The organism is Salinisphaera sp. PC39, assembly GCF_040361335.1.
In the GTDB taxonomy this organism is placed as follows: domain Bacteria; phylum Pseudomonadota; class Gammaproteobacteria; order Nevskiales; family Salinisphaeraceae; genus APNM01.
Window position 1 is genome coordinate 153,399 of sequence record NZ_APNM01000002.1, and the last position, 21,008, is coordinate 174,406.

Annotated in this window: 17 protein-coding genes and 4 tRNA genes; 13 read left to right on the plus strand and 8 right to left on the minus strand. The window is 63.6% G+C overall.

Annotated elements, in window-relative coordinates:
- Positions 1–121 precede the first annotated feature (121 nt).
- From PC39_RS03075 to PC39_RS03110, 8 genes are all read right to left on the minus strand, one after another.
- Entirely contained in the window at positions 122–1,789 is a 1,668-nt protein-coding gene (locus PC39_RS03075; protein ID WP_353251895.1) for a restriction endonuclease subunit S, read from the minus strand.
- Positions 1,779–2,159, minus strand: a complete 381-nt coding sequence (locus PC39_RS03080) for a DUF5615 family PIN-like protein (RefSeq protein ID WP_353251896.1) — start codon at positions 2,157–2,159, stop codon at positions 1,779–1,781. The genes PC39_RS03075 and PC39_RS03080 overlap by 11 nt, the downstream gene beginning before the upstream one ends.
- Positions 2,156–2,392 carry a DUF433 domain-containing protein gene (locus tag PC39_RS03085; RefSeq protein ID WP_353251897.1) on the minus strand — a complete coding sequence of 79 codons (237 nt, stop codon included), beginning with the start codon at positions 2,390–2,392 and terminating at the stop codon, positions 2,156–2,158. Before PC39_RS03085 ends, PC39_RS03080 begins: the two co-directional genes overlap by 4 nt.
- A gap of 68 nt (positions 2,393–2,460) precedes the next feature.
- On the minus strand, positions 2,461–3,918 hold the full coding sequence (locus PC39_RS03090; RefSeq protein ID WP_353251898.1) for a class I SAM-dependent DNA methyltransferase: 1,458 nt from the start codon (positions 3,916–3,918) through the stop codon (positions 2,461–2,463).
- 2 nt (positions 3,919–3,920) lie between these two features.
- The gene (locus PC39_RS03095) at positions 3,921–4,292 is read right to left on the minus strand and encodes a type II toxin-antitoxin system VapC family toxin (protein WP_353251899.1); all 372 of its coding nucleotides are present in this window, start codon (positions 4,290–4,292) and stop codon (positions 3,921–3,923) included.
- Positions 4,289–4,486, minus strand: coding sequence for a type II toxin-antitoxin system VapB family antitoxin (locus PC39_RS03100; RefSeq protein WP_353251900.1), 198 nt, complete (start codon positions 4,484–4,486; stop codon positions 4,289–4,291). Before PC39_RS03100 ends, PC39_RS03095 begins: the two co-directional genes overlap by 4 nt.
- 68 nt (positions 4,487–4,554) lie before the next feature.
- Complete coding sequence (hsdR, locus tag PC39_RS03105; protein ID WP_353251901.1) at positions 4,555–7,002, minus strand: EcoAI/FtnUII family type I restriction enzme subunit R; 2,448 nt, start codon at positions 7,000–7,002, stop codon at positions 4,555–4,557.
- A 168-nt stretch (positions 7,003–7,170) separates the two neighbouring features.
- Positions 7,171–7,932, minus strand: coding sequence for an SDR family NAD(P)-dependent oxidoreductase (locus tag PC39_RS03110; RefSeq protein WP_353251902.1), 762 nt, complete (start codon positions 7,930–7,932; stop codon positions 7,171–7,173).
- Between the two features lie 699 nt (positions 7,933–8,631).
- Between PC39_RS03110 and PC39_RS03115 the strand changes: the two genes are divergently transcribed.
- The 13 genes from PC39_RS03115 to rpoB all read left to right on the plus strand — a co-directional run bounded on the left by PC39_RS03115 (position 8,632) and on the right by rpoB (position 20,876).
- The gene (locus tag PC39_RS03115) at positions 8,632–10,713 is read left to right on the plus strand and encodes a diguanylate cyclase (RefSeq protein WP_353251903.1); all 2,082 of its coding nucleotides are present in this window, start codon (positions 8,632–8,634) and stop codon (positions 10,711–10,713) included.
- A 135-nt stretch (positions 10,714–10,848) separates the two neighbouring features.
- Positions 10,849–10,933 (plus strand) — tRNA-Tyr (locus PC39_RS03120).
- Positions 10,934–11,037: 104 nt separating this feature from the next.
- A tRNA-Gly gene (locus tag PC39_RS03125) sits at positions 11,038–11,111 on the plus strand.
- A gap of 118 nt (positions 11,112–11,229) precedes the next feature.
- Positions 11,230–11,305 (plus strand) — tRNA-Thr (locus PC39_RS03130).
- 152 nt (positions 11,306–11,457) lie between these two features.
- Positions 11,458–12,648 carry an elongation factor Tu gene (gene tuf / locus PC39_RS03135; RefSeq protein WP_353251904.1) on the plus strand — a complete coding sequence of 397 codons (1,191 nt, stop codon included), beginning with the start codon at positions 11,458–11,460 and terminating at the stop codon, positions 12,646–12,648.
- Positions 12,649–12,782: 134 nt separating this feature from the next.
- A tRNA-Trp gene (locus PC39_RS03140) sits at positions 12,783–12,858 on the plus strand.
- Positions 12,859–12,896: 38 nt separating this feature from the next.
- Positions 12,897–13,271 (plus strand): preprotein translocase subunit SecE, encoded by a 375-nt coding sequence (secE, locus tag PC39_RS03145; protein ID WP_353251905.1) that lies wholly within the window; start codon positions 12,897–12,899, stop codon positions 13,269–13,271.
- A 27-nt stretch (positions 13,272–13,298) separates the two neighbouring features.
- Positions 13,299–13,832 carry a transcription termination/antitermination protein NusG gene (gene nusG / locus PC39_RS03150; protein WP_353251906.1) on the plus strand — a complete coding sequence of 178 codons (534 nt, stop codon included), beginning with the start codon at positions 13,299–13,301 and terminating at the stop codon, positions 13,830–13,832.
- A gap of 137 nt (positions 13,833–13,969) precedes the next feature.
- On the plus strand, positions 13,970–14,398 hold the full coding sequence (gene rplK / locus PC39_RS03155) for a 50S ribosomal protein L11 (protein ID WP_353251907.1): 429 nt from the start codon (positions 13,970–13,972) through the stop codon (positions 14,396–14,398).
- Positions 14,399–14,401: 3 nt separating this feature from the next.
- On the plus strand, positions 14,402–15,097 hold the full coding sequence (rplA, locus tag PC39_RS03160) for a 50S ribosomal protein L1 (protein ID WP_353251908.1): 696 nt from the start codon (positions 14,402–14,404) through the stop codon (positions 15,095–15,097).
- Positions 15,098–15,416: 319 nt separating this feature from the next.
- Positions 15,417–15,944 (plus strand): 50S ribosomal protein L10, encoded by a 528-nt coding sequence (gene rplJ / locus PC39_RS03165; protein ID WP_353251909.1) that lies wholly within the window; start codon positions 15,417–15,419, stop codon positions 15,942–15,944.
- Positions 15,945–16,046: 102 nt separating this feature from the next.
- Positions 16,047–16,430 (plus strand): 50S ribosomal protein L7/L12, encoded by a 384-nt coding sequence (gene rplL, locus PC39_RS03170; RefSeq protein WP_353251910.1) that lies wholly within the window; start codon positions 16,047–16,049, stop codon positions 16,428–16,430.
- Between the two features lie 363 nt (positions 16,431–16,793).
- Entirely contained in the window at positions 16,794–20,876 is a 4,083-nt protein-coding gene (rpoB, locus tag PC39_RS03175; protein ID WP_353251911.1) for a DNA-directed RNA polymerase subunit beta, read from the plus strand.
- The last annotated feature ends 132 nt before the right edge of the window (positions 20,877–21,008 follow it).

Consider the following 21,008-nt stretch of genomic DNA (forward strand, 5'->3'; position numbering starts at 1 on the left):
TTGCGGTATAGACTATCACTAATATGGCAGTACAAAATGATGCTCATGCTCGTACGAGAGGATACTGTGCGCAGCGACAATCATCTCTTCCAGCGCTGCTTGTTCACTCGGCCCCTGACTTTCAGTTAGCGCGTGCGGCCGCGCGTCCAGCTTCCCGAGTGCGTTGCGGACTGGCATCATGCCGCTTAGCGGTCTTCTGATGTGGATTTTTAAGCGCCTCGTAAAGCGCGGTTTCGAGCAGGCGGGTGCGGCCGGCTTCGGCTTTGGCGAGGCTGAATTCTAGTTGGTCGCAGAGGCCCATCAGTTCATCAACCCTCTCAATAATACGACGTTGTTCATCCGTCGGTGGAAGCGGTATGGGACAGCTGCGGAGTTGCGTCATGTTGATAGATGCGAGATTTGTAGTTCTCTTCGATGCTTCCGCAAAAAATGACCGTCCAACCGCGCTGTTTGCGTAGAGCGCAACCCATTCCGGTAGTAGATCTTTGGAGGGCGGGCGCAGGCGGAAGATATGATTTTGATGAATACAGTTCGATAGCTCACCTCGCCAAACAGCTGCGCGGCCGAGCTTGTCCCAGTCGCCACCTTCAGTCATCAATACGTCCCCGGTCTCCAGTCGATAGCGGACAATATCGGAAACGCGGACCTTGATTGATTTCACAACCGATAGGTCTAGAAATCCACGCTGCACATTAGCGACGCGCATGTAATTAGCATCGATAGCATCGTGGTCGAATACTCTCTGTCCCTTCGTTACACCGCTAACAATAACTAGTAGGTCATCGAATGTTGCCTGTGCCCAGCTCTTAGGCATCTGCACAGGCCCCAGTTCGTGGGCAGACTTACTGACCGGTGGGCGCTTGCGAAGCCCTTCTGCCGTGAATGCCTCTTCTTTGGCTCTTTTCAATTGGTTAAACAGTACCCATGCCGATTCATCCTCCGGGTCTTGCTCGACCAGCCTCCCGCGCACGGCAAGATCGAGAATTGTCTGACGCAGGCTCCTGATCTGGTCGGGGCGCGTGGTGAGGGCCGGGAACGTGTCGAGGGCGAAGTGGGCGTGGGACTGGAAGGTCGGCTCGTCGGTGTCGGGGGCGATTAGGCGGGCGAGGCTGGCGGTGATCAGGCGGTCGCGCGTGGCTTCGCGGGTGTTGTGGGTTTCTTCCAGCCGGTCGCAGAGGGCCATCAGTTCGTCGACCTTGGCGACGATGCGGTGTTGTTCGCTGATCGGAGGAACCGGCAGCAGTAACTCGTATGCGTCAGTACGAGATAAACCCGGTTTCACGCCTTTCCCGAGCGCATCCAAGCCGAGTGTAGAAAGCGCAATATAAAGGAAGCGCAAGGCGTAAAAATCGGGCTCCTCAATGAAGTACGCGACATCTGTGGTCCAGGAGGGACCTTCAGATATATTTAGCGCGCCCGCTGAACCTTTGCGGCCTACGATGATTGAAGGCGAGGAAGTTAAGGGAGTGTCGGTGAATCCTACGATCCCGTTAGAACCGTAGACCGGGACAGGACCTGACTCCAGACGGTCGCTCTTTTTCAGCCCTTTTCCGTATTGGAACTCCAACAATTCTCCGGCCTTAGCTTGGCGCCACCCTTTCGGAAGGTCAGCTGACGAATGCGTGTGTGCCTGGGCCGGCAGGCGATCAAGTACCGACTCATCCTCCGGATCCTGCTCCACCAGCTTCCCGCGTACGGCTAGGTCGAGCACGAACCGCCGCAACCGACTGACGGCATCCGGTGCTTCACTGATGCGGTCGTAGAGTTCCAGCAGACGGTCAGGTGTCATGCGTGGTGAGGGCAGGTCGGAAACGGATCCGCTTGTTATCCAGAATGGCTAAATGCCCGGGTAATTGTTCAACCAAGTCCGGTTTGAGTAGAAAACGTCGAACAAGGTCAGCGATATCGCTGGCGACGGTTGTATCCGGTAAGCGAAGTACCAGCCGACCCGGCGAGGACTCTGGCGGATAGGTGCGGACGTCGCAAAAGTCCGTATCCCGCGTAACAAGGACCCAGGATTGGGTTAGCGCAAATTGATCTATCTCGGCGTCGGGCGCATCGCCCAGCCCTAGGTCTCGGACGTGTGATACTTCATATCCGGCATCGACTAAAGCGTGCAGAGCCGAACGCGGCATATTCGCGTCCAGCAGGAATTTCATGCGGCCGATTGCGGTAGATTATGAAATGATTCCTGCTCTACCAGCTCATTCGCGAATGCCAACGCGGCCTGAATATCTTCTTCACTGACGTCGTATTCCCGCTGGATTTCATCGCTGCTCATGCCGCCCGCGAGGCTTCCGACGATGACCGATACGGGTACGCGTTTGCCCCTGATTACGGGCCTGCCGTGGCAGATGTTTGGATCAATTTGAACTCTGTTGTGCTCAGTCATCGGATTGCTCCGTTCGGACACGCGACTACACGACCTATCATTAACGGACAGTATACCTACCCGGTCGCTTATCGCAGCAAGGCCTCGCCGAGTATCGATTTGAGCTGGTCGCGCAGGGCCCGGATCTCGGCCTCGGCGTTGTTGAGTTCTTCCAGCAGTTCTTCCGGGTCGCCGTGGTCTTCTTCCTCGGTGTGCGGGTTCTTGATGTCCAGGTTGTAGTTGCGGGCCTTGATCTCCTCGGCGCTGACCTTCCAGGCGCGCGGGCCTTCTTCGCGGCCTCTGCGTTTCGGGCCGCCCCACCACTCGGCGCAGTCGGCCAGGTGCTCCAGGCGGATCGGCTTGGTCATTGAATAGGCCTTCTGGCCCTCGGGCACTTGGTGTTCCCAGTACCAGACTTCCTTCGTGGGCTCGCCCTTCTCGAAAAACAGCAGGTTGGTGCCGATGCTGGCGTAGGGGCGGAACACGGAGTTGGGCAAACGCACGATGGTGTGCAGATTGCACTCTTCCATCAGGTGTTCCTTGAGGCGCGTCTTGACGCCCTCGCCGAACAGCGAGCCGTCCGGCAGCACCACGGCGGCACGGCCGCTGGGTTTCAATAGCCGGACGATCAGGGCCAGAAACAGGTCCGCGGTTTCCTTGGTGCGGAACTGCTGCGGGAAATGGGTCGCAACACCGTCTTCCTCCTTGCCGCCGAAGGGTGGGTTGGTGAGCACGATGTCCACCCGGTCCGACTTGCCCCAGGAGATGTAGGGCCGGGCCAGGGTGTTGTCGTGGCGTACGAAGCTGGCGTCCTCGATGCCGTGCAGCAGCATGTTGGTGGTGGCCAGCATGTGTGGCAGCGGCTTTTTCTCCACCGCGCGCAGTGCGCCTTGCATTTTGGCCTCGTCCTCGGGGCGCTTCACGTAGTGGCTGCGCATGTGGTCGATGGCGCAGGTGAGAAAACCGCCGGTGCCGCAGGCGGGATCGAACAACGTTTCGCCGGGCTGCGGGTCGATCTGTTGGGTCATGAAGGCGGTGACGGCGCGCGGCGTGTAGTACTCGCCGGCGTTACCGGCCGATTGCAGGTCGTTGAGGATCTGCTCGTAGATGTCCCCGAAGTGCTGACGCTGCTTGAGGTCGTTGAAGTCGATGCCGTTGATCTTGTTGATGACCTGGCGCATCAGTTGGCCGGATTTCATGTAGTTGTAGGCGTCCTCGAACACGCCGTGCACCACGCGCCGGCGGTCGCCGGGTCGGTCCGAGACGGGCAGGTTCTTGAGGGTGGGGAACAGTTCGTTGTTGACGAACCCCATGAGTTCCTCGCCGGTCATGCCCTCCGGGTCGGCCGCCCAGTTGCGCCATTGCAGGCGTTCGGGAATCGGCGAGCGGTAGTTGTCCCTTAGCAGCTCCAATTCCTGGTCCTGATCGTCGATGATCTTGAGAAAGAACATCCAGCAGAGTTGGCTGATGCGCTGGGCATCGCCGTCCACGCCGGCGTCCTGGCGCATGATGTCCTGAATGGATTTGACGAGGGTGCGAACACTCATGGTTATCGATGGGGCCTATGTGCGAGGTCGAGTTCCGCCGCCGTTTCCCGCAGCCGACGGTCGCGGGTCCAGAGGTGGGCGGTATCCGTGAGCAGTGCCGAGGCGAGCAGGTGTATGTCGATGTAGCCGATGCCCCGTCCCATCAAGCGTCGCTGCTCGATCAAGGTGAGGACTTCCTCGTGGGTTGCCACCGTGGGCTGTGGCAGGTTTTCCATGTAGCCGATCACTTCCGTTCGGTTCTTGAGCGTGCCGCAGGCGATTTCGCCGATGACGAAGGGATGTATCAAGACCTGTTCCGCTTCGAGGCTGTCCGCCAGTTGCGATACGCCTTTGGCCAAGTGATCGATCCAGACGGAGGTATCGACGATGATCATGCGGGCTGTGGGCGTCGCCGCGGACCCGCTTTCGCACCGGCGTCGCTGCCGCCCAGGCGAGCCAGTCGCCGTGCGCTTTCGCGCGCGATCAAGGCGCGTATGCCTTCGTTGATGAGTGCTGTGCGCTCGGTCATGCCGGTCATCCGCTGGGCTTCTTCGAGCAGTTTCTCGTCAATGTTCACGGTGGTGCGCATGTCTGCTCCTGTTGCAGGAAGTCATCAAAATATACATCAAGTGATGACCGCTATCGATGCCTCTGGTGTCATGCGGCGTCCGGATACAGGGCTGCCTGCAGTTCGTGCACGGCCCGCTCGAAGCCGGACCTGCCGCCGAACGCATTGACCAGTTGCACGGGGGTGCCGAGGTCGTTCAGCGGCGGGACGCTCAACACGCGGGGGTCGTCGATGTCGAGCACACCCTCGTCCGCGTACTTGGTCAGCAGGGCATCGAGCACGGCGCGTGCCTGCTCGCCGTAGCGGGCGAATACGTCCTGCTTGCGGACGTTTTCCGCGCGTTCGCGCCGGGTCAGCGGCTTGGCGTCGAAGGCGATGTGGCAAATCAGATCGAAGGGATCGAGGCCGTCGCCCAGTTCATCGATGATGGGATCCAGCGGCAGGCCCTCGGCCGCAAGCTCGTCGAGCACCGCCCGCTTGCGCTCGGCCGCGCTCCAGCGGCGCAGGAAGTCGTCCAGGCTGGCGAAACGCTTCTTCAGTGCCCGCTTGGTGAAGTCGCGCAGCGATTCCGTGACCGGCTTGCCGTGCTCATCGAGGTACTCGACGCGTTCGGCGACGATGCTGGCGCCCACGCCGTCCACGTAGACCTTTTTCGGCTTGTCCCGTACTGAGGCGCCGTCGTCTGGATGGCCGGCAACGAGCTGCTCCCCGGGGCCGATCTCATAAGGCGAGGGTTCGCCGTCGTGTTGTGGCGGTGGTTCCACGTCCGGTGGTGCGACGGGCTCGTTGTCCTTGGGCTCATAAATCTGGACCGGCTCGCCGTCGAAATCCGGGTCGGCAAAGTGGCTGGTCGCGCCGCGGAAGTCGATCAACGTGAAATAGTATTTGTCCGTGTCCTCGTGCACGCGGGTGCCACGGCCGACGATCTGTTTGAACTCGGTCATGGAGCCGATCTCGCGGTCGAGCGCGATGAGCCGGCAGGTCTGCACGTCCACGCCGGTGGACAGCAGGCGGGATGTGGTCACGATGACCGGATAGGTCGACTCCGGGTCTATGAAGTTGTCCAGTTGCGCTTGGCCCTCCGGATCGCCGCCGGTGATGCGCATCACGTAGCGGCTGTTCTCGGCGACGAGGTCGGCATTTTCATTGATCAGGGCCTGGCGCATGCGGGCGGCGTGCTCCTGGTCCACACAGAAGACGATGGTCTTTTGAAAGCGGTCGCCGCTTTCCCGTAGAAAGGCGGTGACCTTCTGCGCCACCACCTTCGTGCGGTCGTCGATGACCAGGGTGCGGTCGAAATCCTTGGTGTTGTAGATGCGGTCCTCGATTTCCTCGCCGTAGCGGTCGAGCTGGCCCCTCTCCGGGCGGTAGCCCTCCACGTCGCGGTCGATGTGCACCTTGACCACCTTGTAGGGCGCCAGGAAGCCGTCGCGGATGCCCTGCTTCAGGGAGTAGGTGTACACCGGCTTGCCGAAGTACTCGATGTTGGAGATGTACTTGGTCTCCTTGGGCGTGGCGGTCAAACCGATCTGCGTGGCACCGGAGAAGTACTCCAGTATCTCGCGCCAGGCGGAGTCCTCGGCCGCGCTGCCGCGGTGGCACTCGTCGATGACGATCAGATCGAAGAATTCGGGCGAGAATTCGCGGTAGAGCTTCTGGCGTTCCTCGGGGCCCGTGATGGCTTGATACAGGCCGAGGTAGACCTCGTAGGCGGTATCGATGCGCCGTTGCCGATCAACCCCCGCAGTCAACTCGGTTTGTGTGCCGTCTTCGCGCTCTATCGTTCTGGCCCTGGTGGACAGCTTGGCCATGGCCGCGCCGAACGGCCGGAAGTCGTTGACCATGGCCTGATCGACCAGCACGTTGCGGTCGGCCAGGAACAGCACGCGCTTCGTTTGCCCCGCCTTCCACAGCCGCCAGATGATTTGGAAGGCGGTGTACGTCTTGCCGGTGCCGGTGGCCATGACCAGCAGGATGCGGTCGCGGCCCTGGGCGATGGCCTCGATGGCCTTGTTGATGGCATTGATCTGGTAGTAGCGCGGCGTCTTGCCGCTGCTGTCCTGGTGGTAGTCCTGAAGCACGATGCGTTCGGCATCCGGCGTCAGTCCTTTCCACGCGCGATAGCGCGCCCACAGATCATCCGGGGGCGGGAACTCGTCGAGGGTGAGGGTTTGCTCGCGTTCGGTGTTCGTCCCGGTGCGGTCGTGGAAGACGAAGCCGTCGCCATTGCTGCTGAATACGAACGGCACGTCCAGGGTCTCGGCATAGCCTAACGCCTGCTGCATGCCGTCGCCGATACTGTGGTTGTTGTCCTTGGCCTCGATCAGCGCGATGGGGATGTTCGGCTTGTAGTAGAGGACATAATCCGCGCGCTTGGCTTGGCCGCGCGCCACCATCTTGCCGCGCACGATGATGCGGCCCCGGGTGAAGGAGACTTCCTCGCGAATCTGCAGCATCTTGTCCCAACCGGCCTGCTCCAGGGCGGGAGTGATGAACTTGCTGCAGATATCACGTTCGCTGAGTGCGCGCTTGTCCACTGTTCCCTGGCGGCGCCGGTGCGACGCTCCTGCCCCCTCGACACGATCCTGTGCATATGGACGGTAACCGCCCCTGGCTACCTGTGGCAGCTAGAAGCAGTGTACCTAATGACATCTGGATGCAACATTGCGCCAACAAGGGCGGCTTGTAGCCGCCTTTTTTACCTTTCAGGTGGTCAGAATGCCGCCCTCGACGGGCAAGGTGATCCCGGTGACATAACCGCCGGCGTCGCTGGCGAGGAACAACAGTGCCGCGGCGAGTTCTTCGGTGTCCCCGAAGCGGCCGGCGAGAATGCGCGGCTTGAGTCGTTCGACGTAGTCGGGATCGAACTGGTCGGTCATTTCCGAGGCGAAAAAACCCGGCGCCAGGGCGTTGACGCGAATACCCCGGCGCCCCGTCCATTGCTGTGCCAGATCGCGGGTCATGCCGATGAGTCCGGCCTTGCTGGCGGCATAGGCCGATTGCGGCAGCCCCGCCGTGGTCAGCGCGAGCACACTGCTGATGTTGATGATCGAACTGCCGGGCTGCATCACTTTGCCGCAGGCCTGGGCCATCCAGTAGCAGGCATTGAGGTTGAGGTCGATCACGGAACGGAACTGGTCGGGCGTTTCCTTGAGCGCCGGCACGGCGGTGCCGATGCCGGCATTGTTGACAAGGATGTCCACGCGGCCGAAGGCGTCCATCGCGGCATCGACCAGCGCCTGGCAATCCTCCGGACGGGTGACATCGGTACGCACGGCGATAACCCGCCGGCCCGCGGCTTCCACCAGCTTGCAGGTCTCGGCCAGCTTTCCCTCGCGGCGCGCGCCCAGCACCAGATCCGCGCCGGCCTCGGCCAGCGCCTTGGCAAAGGCGACGCCAAGCCCGCTGGAGGCGCCGGTGACGATGGCGACGCGGTCATCGAGCCGGAAACGATCAAGTACGCTCATGATTGTGAGTCCTCATAAAGACCGGTCCCGTGCTCCGGGGCCGGTGCTGTTCAGGCTGGCTCGGGCATCCTTCGCCGGATAGGCCAAAACCACGAAATTGTGCACCTCGAATTACGGCACCATTTTACTGATCACGTCATTTTCTCTCTCGAGGTTATCTCGGCCGCCCTCGCCGCGCCGGCCGCAAGCGCCCGTCCATTCACTGTGCCAAACGCGCCAGTTGGTCATCTGCATCAGCAGGCGAGAGCCCAGCCGAAGCATCTGGGCGCTTCCATGACATGGCGGGCGGCGTGTGCTTGCGCATGACCATAGTGTTCGATCTCATCGAGGATGTGGCATGCGTGTTACGGACGTTAAATCCGCCCGGCCATGTATCGCGATATAGGGCCAAGCGGTCAGACAGGAACTCGGTGGCCGCATCCGGCCGCGAGACAATGCGCACGCCTGGAACCGACGCCGTGAGTCGGCCTAATCAGGTCCGATCGGATCCGCGTCCAAGCTGCCCCGCAGCCGCCTGGCCGACCGCCGGCGCGGATTTGCGATCAATCGGTCGCAGGTTCGACTCCTGTCGCCAACTCCCATCCCCCCGAGATGTCCCTGTACCGGCCCCCATGTAAGATGTGATCCTAAGGGTATGTAAGCTTTTGGGTGCGGTGCGAGGGATCGCTCGCCGTGCTTTCGGGGACCGAGGCACGACGGATGCGGAAGTACCTCTATTTCTGGCGATACCTGCGGTTGCGGACGCAGATTCTGCTGGGGTTGGTGCTGCCTGCCACGATCCTGGCCCTATCGGCCGCGCTTATCTACTTCGCCCTGGAAGCGGCCGTGCGGGAGTCGGCTCAGGCGGAGGAGAGCATCCGCGCGATATCCCTGCGCCAGGCACTGCTCAATGCGATCCTCGATGCCGAGACCGGCGAACGCGGTTTCGCGATCACCGGTCAGGAGAAGTTTCTGGCGCCTTACCGCGAGGCCACGGATAATTTCGAACGCATCCTGGCCGATATCCGCGAGCTCGATGACGACGGCGAGACCCGACGTCTGGACGAGGTGGCACGCCTGTTCGCCGAGTGGCAGGAGCAGATCGCGGAGCCGGTGATCCGAGACCGCAGCGAGTCGCCGGGCACCCAGTTCAGCCAGGGGTTCGCGGCCTATTATCTGGTGCGGGGCGTGCTGGAGCGGCTCGACGAGGGCGGGGCGCTGCCGGATGACGAGATGGTGTCCACGCTGATGGCGCGGGTCGACGAGGCGGCCGCGGGCGGCCTGGGTGGCGGCACCGCGCAGGAGTGGCGGCGCGTGCTGCGTTTCGCGGAAGTCTTCCGCGAGGCCTGGTCCCGGGCGGATCGCGATGAGCTGTTGCGGCGCGGACGCCGTCTCGCGACGGCCCTGTTGCCGTTGATCGAGCAGGCCCGGCGCCGCGAGGCGCGGGCGGCGGAACTCGTGGCGTCGGGACGTGGCAAGGCCCTGGTCGATGAGATGCGGCGCTTGGTCGAGGCATCGATCCGCGGGGAGGAGGCCCGTTATCGTCGATTGACCGAACGCAGTCGCGAGTACATGACCAACGCCGAATGGTTTGCGGTGGTGCTGCCGCCGGTGGCGGGTGCCCTCGGCCTGGTCCTGCTGCTACTGATGGCGTTGGACGTTATCCGTGCCGTGCGTGCCCTACGGGCCGGCGCCGATGACGTGGCGTCGGGCCGTCTGACCACGCAGGTCCGGATCGACCGTGTCGACGAACTCGGTTCGCTGGCCGCGAGCTTCAACGAGATGGCGCGCCAGCTTGCGCGCCGGCGCGACGAGACGCGGGTGCTCAATGCCATGCAGTCCATGCTCGGCGCTGCCCGCGACCCTGAGGAGGCCTATCGTGTGGTCGAACGCTGCTGCGGTCGCCTGCTGCCCGGCATGCATGGCGCGGTGTACGTCATCGCGCCGTCGCGCGACATTGCCGAATGCGTGGCCTCCTGGGGCTGGTCGGCGTCGCCGCCCGCCATGTTCACCCTGGATGAGTGCCGGGCGGTGCGTTCGGGTCACGTCTACCAGGCGGCCACCGATTCGCCGGAGTTGTTCTGCGGACATGCGGATCCGGCATCGGGCGCGACGCTCTGCGTGCCCCTGGTCAGCCAGGACGAGATGCTGGGGGTGTTGCACGTCGGCCGGAGCGAGGGCGGCGCGATCGACGGCCAGGAGCGCGAGCTTGCGACCACGGTCGCCGAGTATCTCGCGCTGGAACTGGCCAATCTCCGATTGGCGGAGCGGTTGCGCGCACAGGCGATCCGGGATCCCCTCACCGGGGCCTTCAACCGGCGCTACCTGGAGGAGACCCTGGCGCGCGAACTCGTGCGGGTCGCGCGTGCCGGGCAAGCCTTGTCCCTGCTCGCGGTGGACGCCGATCACTTCAAGGCCCTGAACGACCGCTACGGTCACGGCGCCGGCGACCTCGTGCTGCAGAAGCTGGTGGCGGCCATGAATGCCGGCGTGCGGTACTCCGATATCGTTTGCCGCGCGGGCGGCGAGGAGTTCGTGATCGTGTTGCCGGATGCCGATGCCGCCACGGCACGGGATCGTGCCGAGTCGCTCCGGGAACGGGTCGAGAACATGCAGGTGCAATACCGGGGCCAGTCCGTAGAGGACGTCACCGTCTCGGTGGGGGTGGCCGTCTTCCCGGCGCATGGCACACGCGCCGAGGCTTTGATGCGGGCGGCCGACGTGGCGCTTTATCGGGCCAAGCGGGAAGGGCGCAACCGCGTCGTGCTTCATGAAGCGGAGCGCGATACGGACGATGCCTGAGGCCGTGCCGGCGCCATGCGGGGCATGGGCGCGCGCGGGTTGACATTGCCTTGCCGATTCACAAGAATACGCGGCTCTTTGGGGCCTTCGGGCCGTCCGTGCATCCGAGCCGGACGTGCCGCGAGTTCCCGGAGCGGAGGGGTGCCCGAGCGGTCAAAGGGAGCAGACTGTAAATCTGCCGGCTTAGCCTTCGAAGGTTCGAATCCTTCCCCCTCCACCAGATGATTCAGGGTGCGGGTTGCAGGGGGCAGGTTGCAGGGTTGGCGGCGTTGGCGCCGGTTTCCTCCCTGTTCCCTGTGACCTGTAACCTGGCCCCTGGGAATCGCGGGCGTAGTTCAACGGTAGAACCTCAGCCTTCCAAGCTGATGATGCCGGTTCGATTCCGGTCGCCCGCTCCAGGCACTCAGGTTACGGGTTACAGGTTACAGGGGACAGGTATAGAGCGGATGGGGCAGCAGCCGGCGCCTTTCCATATTGTCTGTAACCTGTCCCCTGTAACCTGTAATTTGATAAAACGCCCAGGTAGCTCAGCCGGTAGAGCACTCCCTTGGTAAGGGAGAGGTCGGCGGTTCAAGTCCGCTCCTGGGCTCCATGACATAGTTGTCGCGCAGCGACACTTCGTCCTTTCCCCCGCAAGCGGGGGAAACCGAAAGGGGGTGCGGTGAATTTTCCCCCTCACCCCAGCCCTCTGCCCAAAGGGGAGAGGGGGTTAAGGGTTCTTGGAAAGATAAAGGTAGGCAAGCAATGTCCAAGGCAAAATTCGAGCGCACCAAGCCGCACGTAAACGTGGGCACGATTGGTCACGTGGACCATGGCAAGACGACGCTGACGGCGGCGTTGACGGTGGTGTCGAACAAGCTGTTTGGATCGGAGGCGCGAGCTTTCGACCAGATTGACAACGCGCCGGAAGAGAAGGCGCGCGGCATCACGATTGCGACGGCGCACGTGGAGTACGAGTCGGAGAAGCGCCACTACGCGCACGTGGACTGCCCGGGTCACGCGGACTACGTGAAGAACATGATCACGGGTGCGGCGCAGATGGACGGCGCGATTCTCGTGGTGAGTGCGGCGGACGGTCCGATGCCGCAGACGCGCGAGCACATTCTTCTGGCGCGCCAGGTGGGTGTGCCGTTCATCGTGGTCTACCTGAACAAGGCGGACATGGTGGACGACCCGGAGCTTCTGGAGCTGGTGGAGATGGAAGTCCGGGAGTTGCTGGACGCCTATGATTTCCCCGGCGACGACACGCCGATCATCGTGGGCAGCGCGCTGAAGGCGCTGGAAGGCGACGAGGGCGAGCACGGGATCGAATCGATCGCCAAGCTGGTTCGGGCGATGGACGAGTACATTCCGGAGCCCGAGCGCGCGGTGGACGGCGACTTCCTGATGCCGGTGGAGGACGTGTTCTCGATTTCGGGCCGCGGCACGGTGGCCACGGGCCGCGTGGAGCGCGGCATCGTCAAGGTTGGCGAGGAGATCGAGATCGTCGGCATCAAGGACACGGTCAAGACCACGGTCACGGGCGTGGAGATGTTCCGCAAGCTGCTTGACGAGGGTCAGGCGGGTGACAACATCGGCGTGCTGCTGCGTGGTGTGAAGCGCGAGGACATCGAGCGCGGCCAGGTTCTGGCGAAGCCGGGCAGCATCACCCCGCACACGAAGTTCGAGTGCGAGGTGTACGTGCTGAAGAAGGAAGAGGGCGGCCGCCACACGCCGTTCTTCAAGGGCTATCGTCCCCAGTTCTACTTCCGCACGACGGACGTGACGGGCACCTGCGAGCTGCCGGCGGACGTGGAGATGGTGATGCCGGGCGACAACGTGACGATGAACGTGGAGCTGATCCACGCGATCGCCATGGAAGAGGGCCTGCGCTTCGCGATCCGCGAGGGCGGCCGCACCGTGGGTGCCGGCGTGGTGACGAAGATCACCGAGTGATTTTCTAGTGATTCGTGATGGGTGACGGGTGATTCGCCAGAGTCGGCCGCCACTCACGGATCACGAGTCACCGATCACGGCCGATGGGCCTTGCGCCCATCGGCCATTGTGGTACTATCCGCCACCTTTTCCGTAGGCCAGTAGCTCAATTGGCAGAGCAGCGGTCTCCAAAACCGCAGGTTGGGGGTTCGAGTCCCTCCTGGCCTGCCATTCGGTCGTCGGCCGACCCCTAGACAAAGGCAGATATCGTGGCATCCCAGGAGGAACAAGGCGGATCCGCGCTGGACACGGCGCTGCTGTGGCTGGCCATCGCGGTGCTGGGGGCCAGCATTTTCGGATACTACTGGTTCGAGACCCAGTACAGCGATCTCGTGCGGGTCCTGGGAATGCTGGCCGGCGCGGCGGTGGCCGTGGTGATCGCCCTGCAGAGCGCGATCGGCAAGGTCGGCTGGGCCTATATACAGGGATCGCGCACCGAGTTGCGCCGGGTGGTCTGGCCGAATCGCCAGGAGACGATCCAGACCACGCTGATGGTGATCGTCGTGGTGCTCGTCCTGGCCGTGTTCATCTGGGCCCTGGACGTCGTCCTGGGTTGGGGCGTGAAACTGCTCACCGGCCGCTAGGTCGGTCGCTAGTTCAAGGTGTTGGTGATGTCCAAGCATTGGTACGTGGTTCACGCCTATTCGCAATACGAGAACCAGGTCAAGAAGTCGCTGGCGGAGCATGTCAAGCGTCATGGCATGGAGGATTATTTCGGCGACATCCTGGTGCCGACCGAGGAGGTCGTCGAGGTCAAGGAAGGGCAGCGCCGGACGACGGAGCGCAAGTTCTTCCCCGGCTATGTCCTGGTGCAGATGGAGATGAACGACGAGACCTGGCACCTGGTCAAGAACGTGCCCAAGGTGCTGGGTTTCATCGGCGGCACGGCCGACCGGCCGGCGCCGATCTCGGACAAGGAGGCCGCGGCGATCCTCAACCGCGTCGAAGAGAGCGTCGAGAAGCCGCGCCCCAAGACCCTGTTCGAGCCGGGTCAGGAAGTGCGTGTGATCGACGGCCCCTTCGCCGATTTCAACGGCGTCGTGGAAGAGGTCAACTACGACAAGAACCGTCTGCGCGTGGCGGTCATGATCTTCGGGCGGTCGACGCCGGTGGATCTGGACTTCTCGCAGGTGGAGAAGGGGTAGGTACGGAAGACGGGAGACGGAAAACGGAAGACGGAAGGCATGGATTCGGCGTCTTCCGTTTCCCGTTTTCCCTTTTCCGGGACTGAACCGGGGAGCCTGACCTTCGTGTCAGGCGTTTGCACCCGCAAGGAGTAGCAATGGCTAAGAAAATCCAGGCTTATATCAAGCTGCAGGTGCCGGCGGGGCAGGCCAATCCGAGTCCGCCCGTGGGCCCGGCGCTGGGTCAGCACGGCGTCAACATCATGGAGTTCTGCAAGGCGTTCAACGCCGAGACCCAGGACACCGAGGCCGGGTTGCCGATCCCGGTGGTGATCACCGTCTATGCCGACCGCAGCTTTACCTTCATCCGCAAGACGCCGCCGGCGTCGATCCTGCTCAAGAAGGCCGCCAAGGTGGCCAAGGGCTCGGGCGACCCGCTGAAGGAAAAGGTGGGTACGGTCACCCGCGCCCAGCTCGAGGAGATCGCCAAGGCCAAGTGGCCGGACCTCAACGCCGCGGATATGGACGCGGCGGTGAAGATCATCGCGGGCAGCGCCCGCAGCATGGGTCTGCAGGTGGAGGGCTAAGCCATGGCGAAGATATCCAAGCGTAAGGCCGCGATCCGCGAGCAGGTCGATCCGGTCAAGGTGTATGCCCTCGACGAGGCGATCGAGACCCTCAAGAAGCTGGCCAACGCCAAGTTCACCGAGTCCGTCGAGGTCGCGGTCAACCTGGGCGTGGACGCGCGCAAGTCCGATCAAGTGGTGCGCGGTTCCACCGTGATGCCCAACGGCACCGGCAAGAGCGTGCGCGTGGCGGTGTTCACGCAGGGCGACAATGCCGACAAGGCGAGCGAGGCCGGCGCCGACATCGTCGGCTACGAGGATCTGGCGGAGCGCGTGCAGGGCGGCGAGATCGACTTCGACGTGGTCATCGCCAGTCCGGACGCGATGCCGGTGGTGGGCAAGCTGGGCCAGATCCTGGGTCCCAAGGGCCTGATGCCCAACCCCAAGACCGGCACGGTGACCGCCGACGTCGCCACCGCGGTCAAGAACGCCAAGTCCGGCCAGGTGCAGTACCGCACCGACAAGGCCGGCATCATCCACTGCGCCATCGGCAAGGTGGATTTCGATACCCAGGCCCTGACGGAGAACCTCGGCGCGCTCATCGCGGACCTCAAGAAGGCCAAGCCGAGTACCGCCAAGGGCATCTACCTGAAGAAGGTGACGCTGTCGACCACGATGGGTCCCGGTCTGACCGTGGATCATTCCGGTTTGGCAGCGTGATTTGTGATTAGTGACTCGTGATTGGAGTGGCTGGTGGTTCCCGGAATCACCAATCACAAATCACCAATCACGACGCAAAAGAGTGCTTTGCTGCGCAGCCCGCTGACTCGTCACGGCTGTGCCGTCAAAGACCGTCCGGTGCCGTGTCCGTCCGTTCGCGAACGGGCGCGGCTCAAAGGCGAATCGACGCCGGCCGACGCAGACGGTGTGTTCGCGGTCCGACCGTGAGCCCGCCGTTGAGCGGGTGCCGCGCGAGTGGTGCCCGTCTTACTGGCAGTGGCGGCGCGAGCCGCCGCGAACCGACGAGGAGTGAATGGCTATGGCCATGAGTTTCGAAGCCAAGAAGGCCATGGTTGCGGAGGTCAACGAGGTGGCCGGCCGCGCGCATTCCGCCGTGTTGGCGGAGTACCGCGGTCTGACCGCCGGCCAGATGGATCGCCTGAGGCTGCAGGCCCGCGAGAACGGGGCCTACCTGAAGGTGATCAAGAACAATCTGGCCCGGTTGGCGATCAAGGGAACCGATTACGAGTGCATGAGCGAGGCCTTCGTCGGCCCCGTCATCCTGGGCTTTTCGCTCGAGGATCCGGGTTCGGCGGCGCGCGTGATCAGCGATTTCCGCAAGCAGGCGGAGGCGCTGAACGTGACGGCGATCTCGTTCTCCGGGCAGTTGCTGCCCGGGGATCAGCTCGACCGTCTGGCCAAGCTGCCCACTCGCGATCAGGCGCTGGCGCAACTGATGGGCGTGATGAAGGCGCCGATCAGGAAGCTGGCGTCCACGACCCGCGAGCCGGTCGCCAAGTTCAGCCGCACCGTGGCCGCGGTCCGCGACCAGAAGCAGGCCGCTTAATCAACGTGATCAGTGATCAGTGAGCCGTGATTGGTCGGATAAGTGGTTCTTGCGAATCACGGATCACCAATCACGAATCACAACGACTTTAGGAGTTTAGTAATGGCTGCTAGCAAAGAAGAGGTACTTGAGGCGATCAGCGAGATGTCCGTGATGGACATCGTCGAGCTGGTCGAGATGATGGAAGAGAAGTTCGGTGTGTCCGCCGCGGCGCCGGTCGCCGTGGCCGCCGGCGGTGCCGCCGGCGGTGAGGCTGCCGAGGCCGCCGAGGAGAAGACCGAGTTCGACGTCGTCATGTCCAGCTTCGGCGAGAACAAGGTCGGCGCCATCAAGGCCGTGCGTGCCATCACCGGCCTGGGTCTCAAGGAGGCCAAGGAGCTGGTCGAGGGTGTGCCCGCGACCGTCAAGGAAGGCGTGGCCAAGGACGACGCCGAGGAAATGAAGAAGCAGTTGGAAGAGGCCGGAGCGACCGTCGAGCTCAAGTGATTGATTTTTGCTGCCAGAAATCAATCACTCCGGCCGCGCGATACGAGAGCCGGGGTCTCCTTCGGGAACCCCGGCGCTCTGACGAGGTCGGAGCGGCTTGATTGCCGCACAAAGATCGATCTCCCGCGGTCAGGGCTGCGGCATGCGTGCGGATGTCCGACGCGCGTTCCCAGCCCGGCCGGTGGGTGATATCATAGAGTGAGACTTGTTTCCGACCGCATTCCGACACTAGAACCCGGGATTGGGCTGGTGGCCTTCGCCGCCGGCCCTTTGCCGTTTTGTCGCGAAAGGGGTCCGGCGGTTGGCCGGGCCTCCCAGGGCCGCTGCCTCCCCGCAGCGTGACGCAACGAGGTTTTGACTGTCATGGCCTACTCCTTCACCGATAAAAAGCGCATCCGCAAGGATTTCGCCAAGCAGCGCTCCGTCCTGGAGCTGCCGTTCCTGCTGGCGACGCAGCTGGATTCGTACCGCCAGTTCCTGCAGGAGGGCGTGGCCTCCAACGGACGCGCCGAGGTCGGGCTGCACGGTGCCCTGTCGTCGGTTTTCCCGATGGCCAGCTATTCCGGCAGCGCCGCCCTGGAGTACGTCAGCTATCGCCTGGGCGAGCCGGTGTTCGACGAGAAGGAGTGCCGCGTGCGCGGGCTGACCTACTCGGCGCCCCTGCGCACCACCGTGCGCCTGGTGATCTACGACAAGGACAGCAAGGCCAACCCCAAGCCGGTCAAGGACATCAAGGAGCAGGAAGTCTACATGGGCGAACTGCCGCTCATGACCGACACCGGCACCTTCATCATCAACGGGACCGAGCGGGTTATCGTCAATCAGTTGCACCGCTCGCCCGGTGTCTTTTTCGATCATGACCGCGGCAAGACCCACTCCTCGGGCAAGTTCCTCTACTCCGCCCGGGTGATCCCCTACCGCGGCTCCTGGCTCGACTTCGAGTTCGATCCCAAGGACAACGTCTTCGTGCGCATCGACCGGCGCCGCAAGCTGCCGGCGACCATCCTCCTGCGCGCGCTCGGCTACGACACCGAGCAGATGCTGGAGATGTTCCACGAGACCAACATGTTCCACCTCGGCAAGGACAAGGTCGAGATGGAACTGGTGCCGGAGCGCCTGCGCGGCGAGACCGCGACCTTCGACATCAAGGCCGGCCGCAAGACCATCGTCGAGGAAGGGCGCCGTATCACCGTGCGCCATATCAAGCAGCTCGAGGAGGCCGGCGTCGACAAGCTGGTGGTGCCCGAGTCCTACCTCGTGGGCAAGATCCTCGCCCGCAACATCGTGGACCAGGACACCGGCGAGCTGCTGGCGGGCGCCAACGACGAGATCACCGATGAGCTCGTGGCGCAGTTGCGCGAGGCCGGCGTGGTCGACGTGCCCACGCTCTACATCAACGACCTCGATCACGGGCCGTACATCTCGAATACCCTTCAGATCGACCCCACCACCTCGCAGCTCGAGGCGCTGGTGGAGATCTACCGCATGATGCGTCCCGGCGAGCCGCCGACCAAGGATGCCGCGGAGGGCCTGTTCCAGAACCTGTTCTTCAACCCCGAGCGCTACGACCTGTCCGCCGTCGGCCGGATGAAGTTCAACCGGCGCCTCGGTCGCGACGAGGTCACCGGCGAGTCGGTGCTGTCCAACGAGGACATCGCCGACGTGCTGAGGGAGTTGATCAGCATCCGCAACGGCATCGGCGCAACCGACGACATCGACCACCTGGGCAACCGTCGCGTGCGCTCGGTGGGCGAGATGGCCGAGAACGCCTTCCGCACCGGTCTGGTCCGGGTCGAGCGCGCCGTGCGCGAGCGCCTGAGCCTGGCCGAATCCGAGGGCTTGATGCCGCAGGACCTGATCAATGCCAAGCCGGTGGCGGCCGCGATCAAGGAGTTCTTCGGCTCCTCGCAACTGTCCCAGTTCATGGATCAGAACAACCCGCTGTCCGAGGTCACCCACAAGCGCCGGGTCTCGGCGCTGGGTCCGGGCGGCCTGACGCGCGAGCGCGCCGGCTTCGAGGTGCGCGACGTGCACCCGACCCACTACGGCCGCATCTGCCCGATCGAGACCCCGGAAGGTCCGAATATCGGCCTGATCAACTCGCTGTCCGTCTATGCCCGCACCAACGAGTACGGCTTCCTGGAGACGCCGTACCGGAAGGTCGTGGACGGCAAGGTCACCGAGGAGGTCGAGTACCTGTCGGCGATCGAGGAAGGGCGCTACGTGATCGCCCAGGCGAACGCCAAGACCGACGAGAAGGGCAATCTCACCAGTGAGCTGGTGTCCTGCCGGCATCAGAACGAGTTCACCATGGCCTCGCCGGAGCGCGTCCAGTACATGGACGTGTCGCCGAAGCAGATCATGTCGGTGGCGGCCTCGCTGGTGCCGTTCCTGGAGCATGACGACGCCAACCGCGCGCTGATGGGTTCCAACATGCAGCGCCAGGCCGTTCCCTGCCTGCGGGCCGAGAAGCCCCTGGTGGGTACCGGCATCGAACGCAAGGTGGCGATCGACTCCGGCAATGCCGTGACCGCCCGCCGCGGCGGCCTGGTCGACAAGGTCGACGCCGCGCGCATCGTGGTCCGGGTCGGCGACGACGAGACCAACCCGAACGAGCCGGGCGTGGACATCTACAACCTGGTCAAGTACACCCGCTCGAACCAGAACACCTGCCTCAACCAGAAGCCGCTGGTGAAGCCGGGCGACGTGATCGAGCGCGGCGACGTGCTCGCCGACGGCCCGTCCACCGACCTGGGCGAGCTGGCGCTGGGCCAGAACTTCCTGGCCGCCTTCATGCCCTGGCACGGCTACAACTTCGAGGATTCGATCCTGATCTCCGAGCGGGTGGTCGAGGAAGACCGCTTCACCTCGGTACACATCGAGGAGATGACCTGCGTGGCCCGCGAGACCAAGCTCGGGCCCGAGGAGATCACCGGCGACATCCCCAACGTCAACGAGGCGGCGCTGCAGAAGCTGGACGAGTCCGGGATCGCCTACATCGGCGCCGAGGTCAAGGCCGGCGATATCCTGGTGGGCAAGGTCACGCCCAAGGGCGAGACCCAGCTCACGCCGGAGGAAAAGCTGCTGCGGGCCATCTTCGGTGAGAAGGCCTCGGACGTGAAGGACACCTCGCAGCGCGTGCCGCCGGGCATGGACGGTACCGTGATCGACGTGCGCGTGTTCACGCGCGACGGCGTCGACAAGGATGCGCGCGCCCTGTCGATCGAGGATGACGAGATCACCTCGGTGCGCAAGGACCTGAACGATCAGCTCCGCATCTTCGAGGACGACATCTTCGACCGTCTGCGGACCATGCTCCTGGGCAAGACCGCCGACGGCGGCCCGTCCAAGCTCAAGGCCGGCGCCAAGATCACGGCCGCCTACCTGGACGAGCTGGAGCGCGACAAGTGGTTCGACATCCGGCTGCGTAACGAGGAGGCCCAGGCCCAGCTCGAGGCCATCGCCAAGCGTCTGAAGGACCAGAAGGCCGAGTTCGACCGTCGCTTCGCCTCCAAGAAGGAGAAGATCACCCAGGGCGACGAGCTGGCCCCGGGCGTGCTCAAGATGGTCAAGGTCTATCTGGCGGTGAAGCGTCGCTTCCAGCCGGGCGACAAGATGGCCGGCCGCCACGGCAACAAGGGCGTGGTCTCCCAGATCGTGCCGGTCGAGGACATGCCGCACCTGGAGGACGGTACCCCGGTCGACGTGGTGCTGTCGCCGCTGGGCGTGCCCTCGCGCATGAACATCGGCCAGATCCTGGAGGTGCACCTGGGCTGGGCCGCCAAGGGCCTGGGCGAGCGCATCGACGAGATGCTCGAGCAGCAGCGGGCCGTGTCGGACCTGCGCAAGTTCCTCGAGGAAATCTACGCCGGCGACGGTGCGCGTCAGGAGGACATCGGCAGCCTCACCGACGACGAGGTGCTGACCCTGGCCCGAAACCTGACCAGCGGCGTGCCCATGGCCACCCCGGTGTTCGACGGCGCGCACGAGGACGAGATCCGGCGCATGCTCAAGCTCGCGGGCCTGCCCGAGACCGGTCAGGCGACCCTGATCGACGGGCGCACCGGCGAAGCCTTCAGCCGGCCGGTGACCGTGGGCTACATGTACATGCTCAAGCTCAACCATCTGGTGGACGACAAGATGCACGCGCGTTCCACCGGGCCGTACTCGCTGGTTACTCAACAACCTTTGGGCGGCAAGGCCCAGTTCGGCGGCCAGCGCTTCGGCGAGATGGAGGTCTGGGCCCTGGAGGCCTACGGCGCGGCCTACACCCTGCAGGAGATGCTGACGGTGAAGTCCGACGACGTCTCCGGCCGGACGCGGATGTACAAGAACATCGTGGACGGCAACCACCAGATGGAGGCCGGCATGCCGGAGTCCTTCAACGTGTTGACCAAGGAGATCCGGTCGCTCGGGTTGGACATCGAGCTCGAGGAAGACGAATGACGGACAGTCGCGCAAGCGACACCGCGTCCTTTCCCCTGCTTGCGGGGGAAACCGAAAGAGGGCTGCAGTGAGTTTGCCCCTCACACCGGCCCTCTCCCCGGCGGGGAGAGGGGGACGGTACTTGATTGAAGC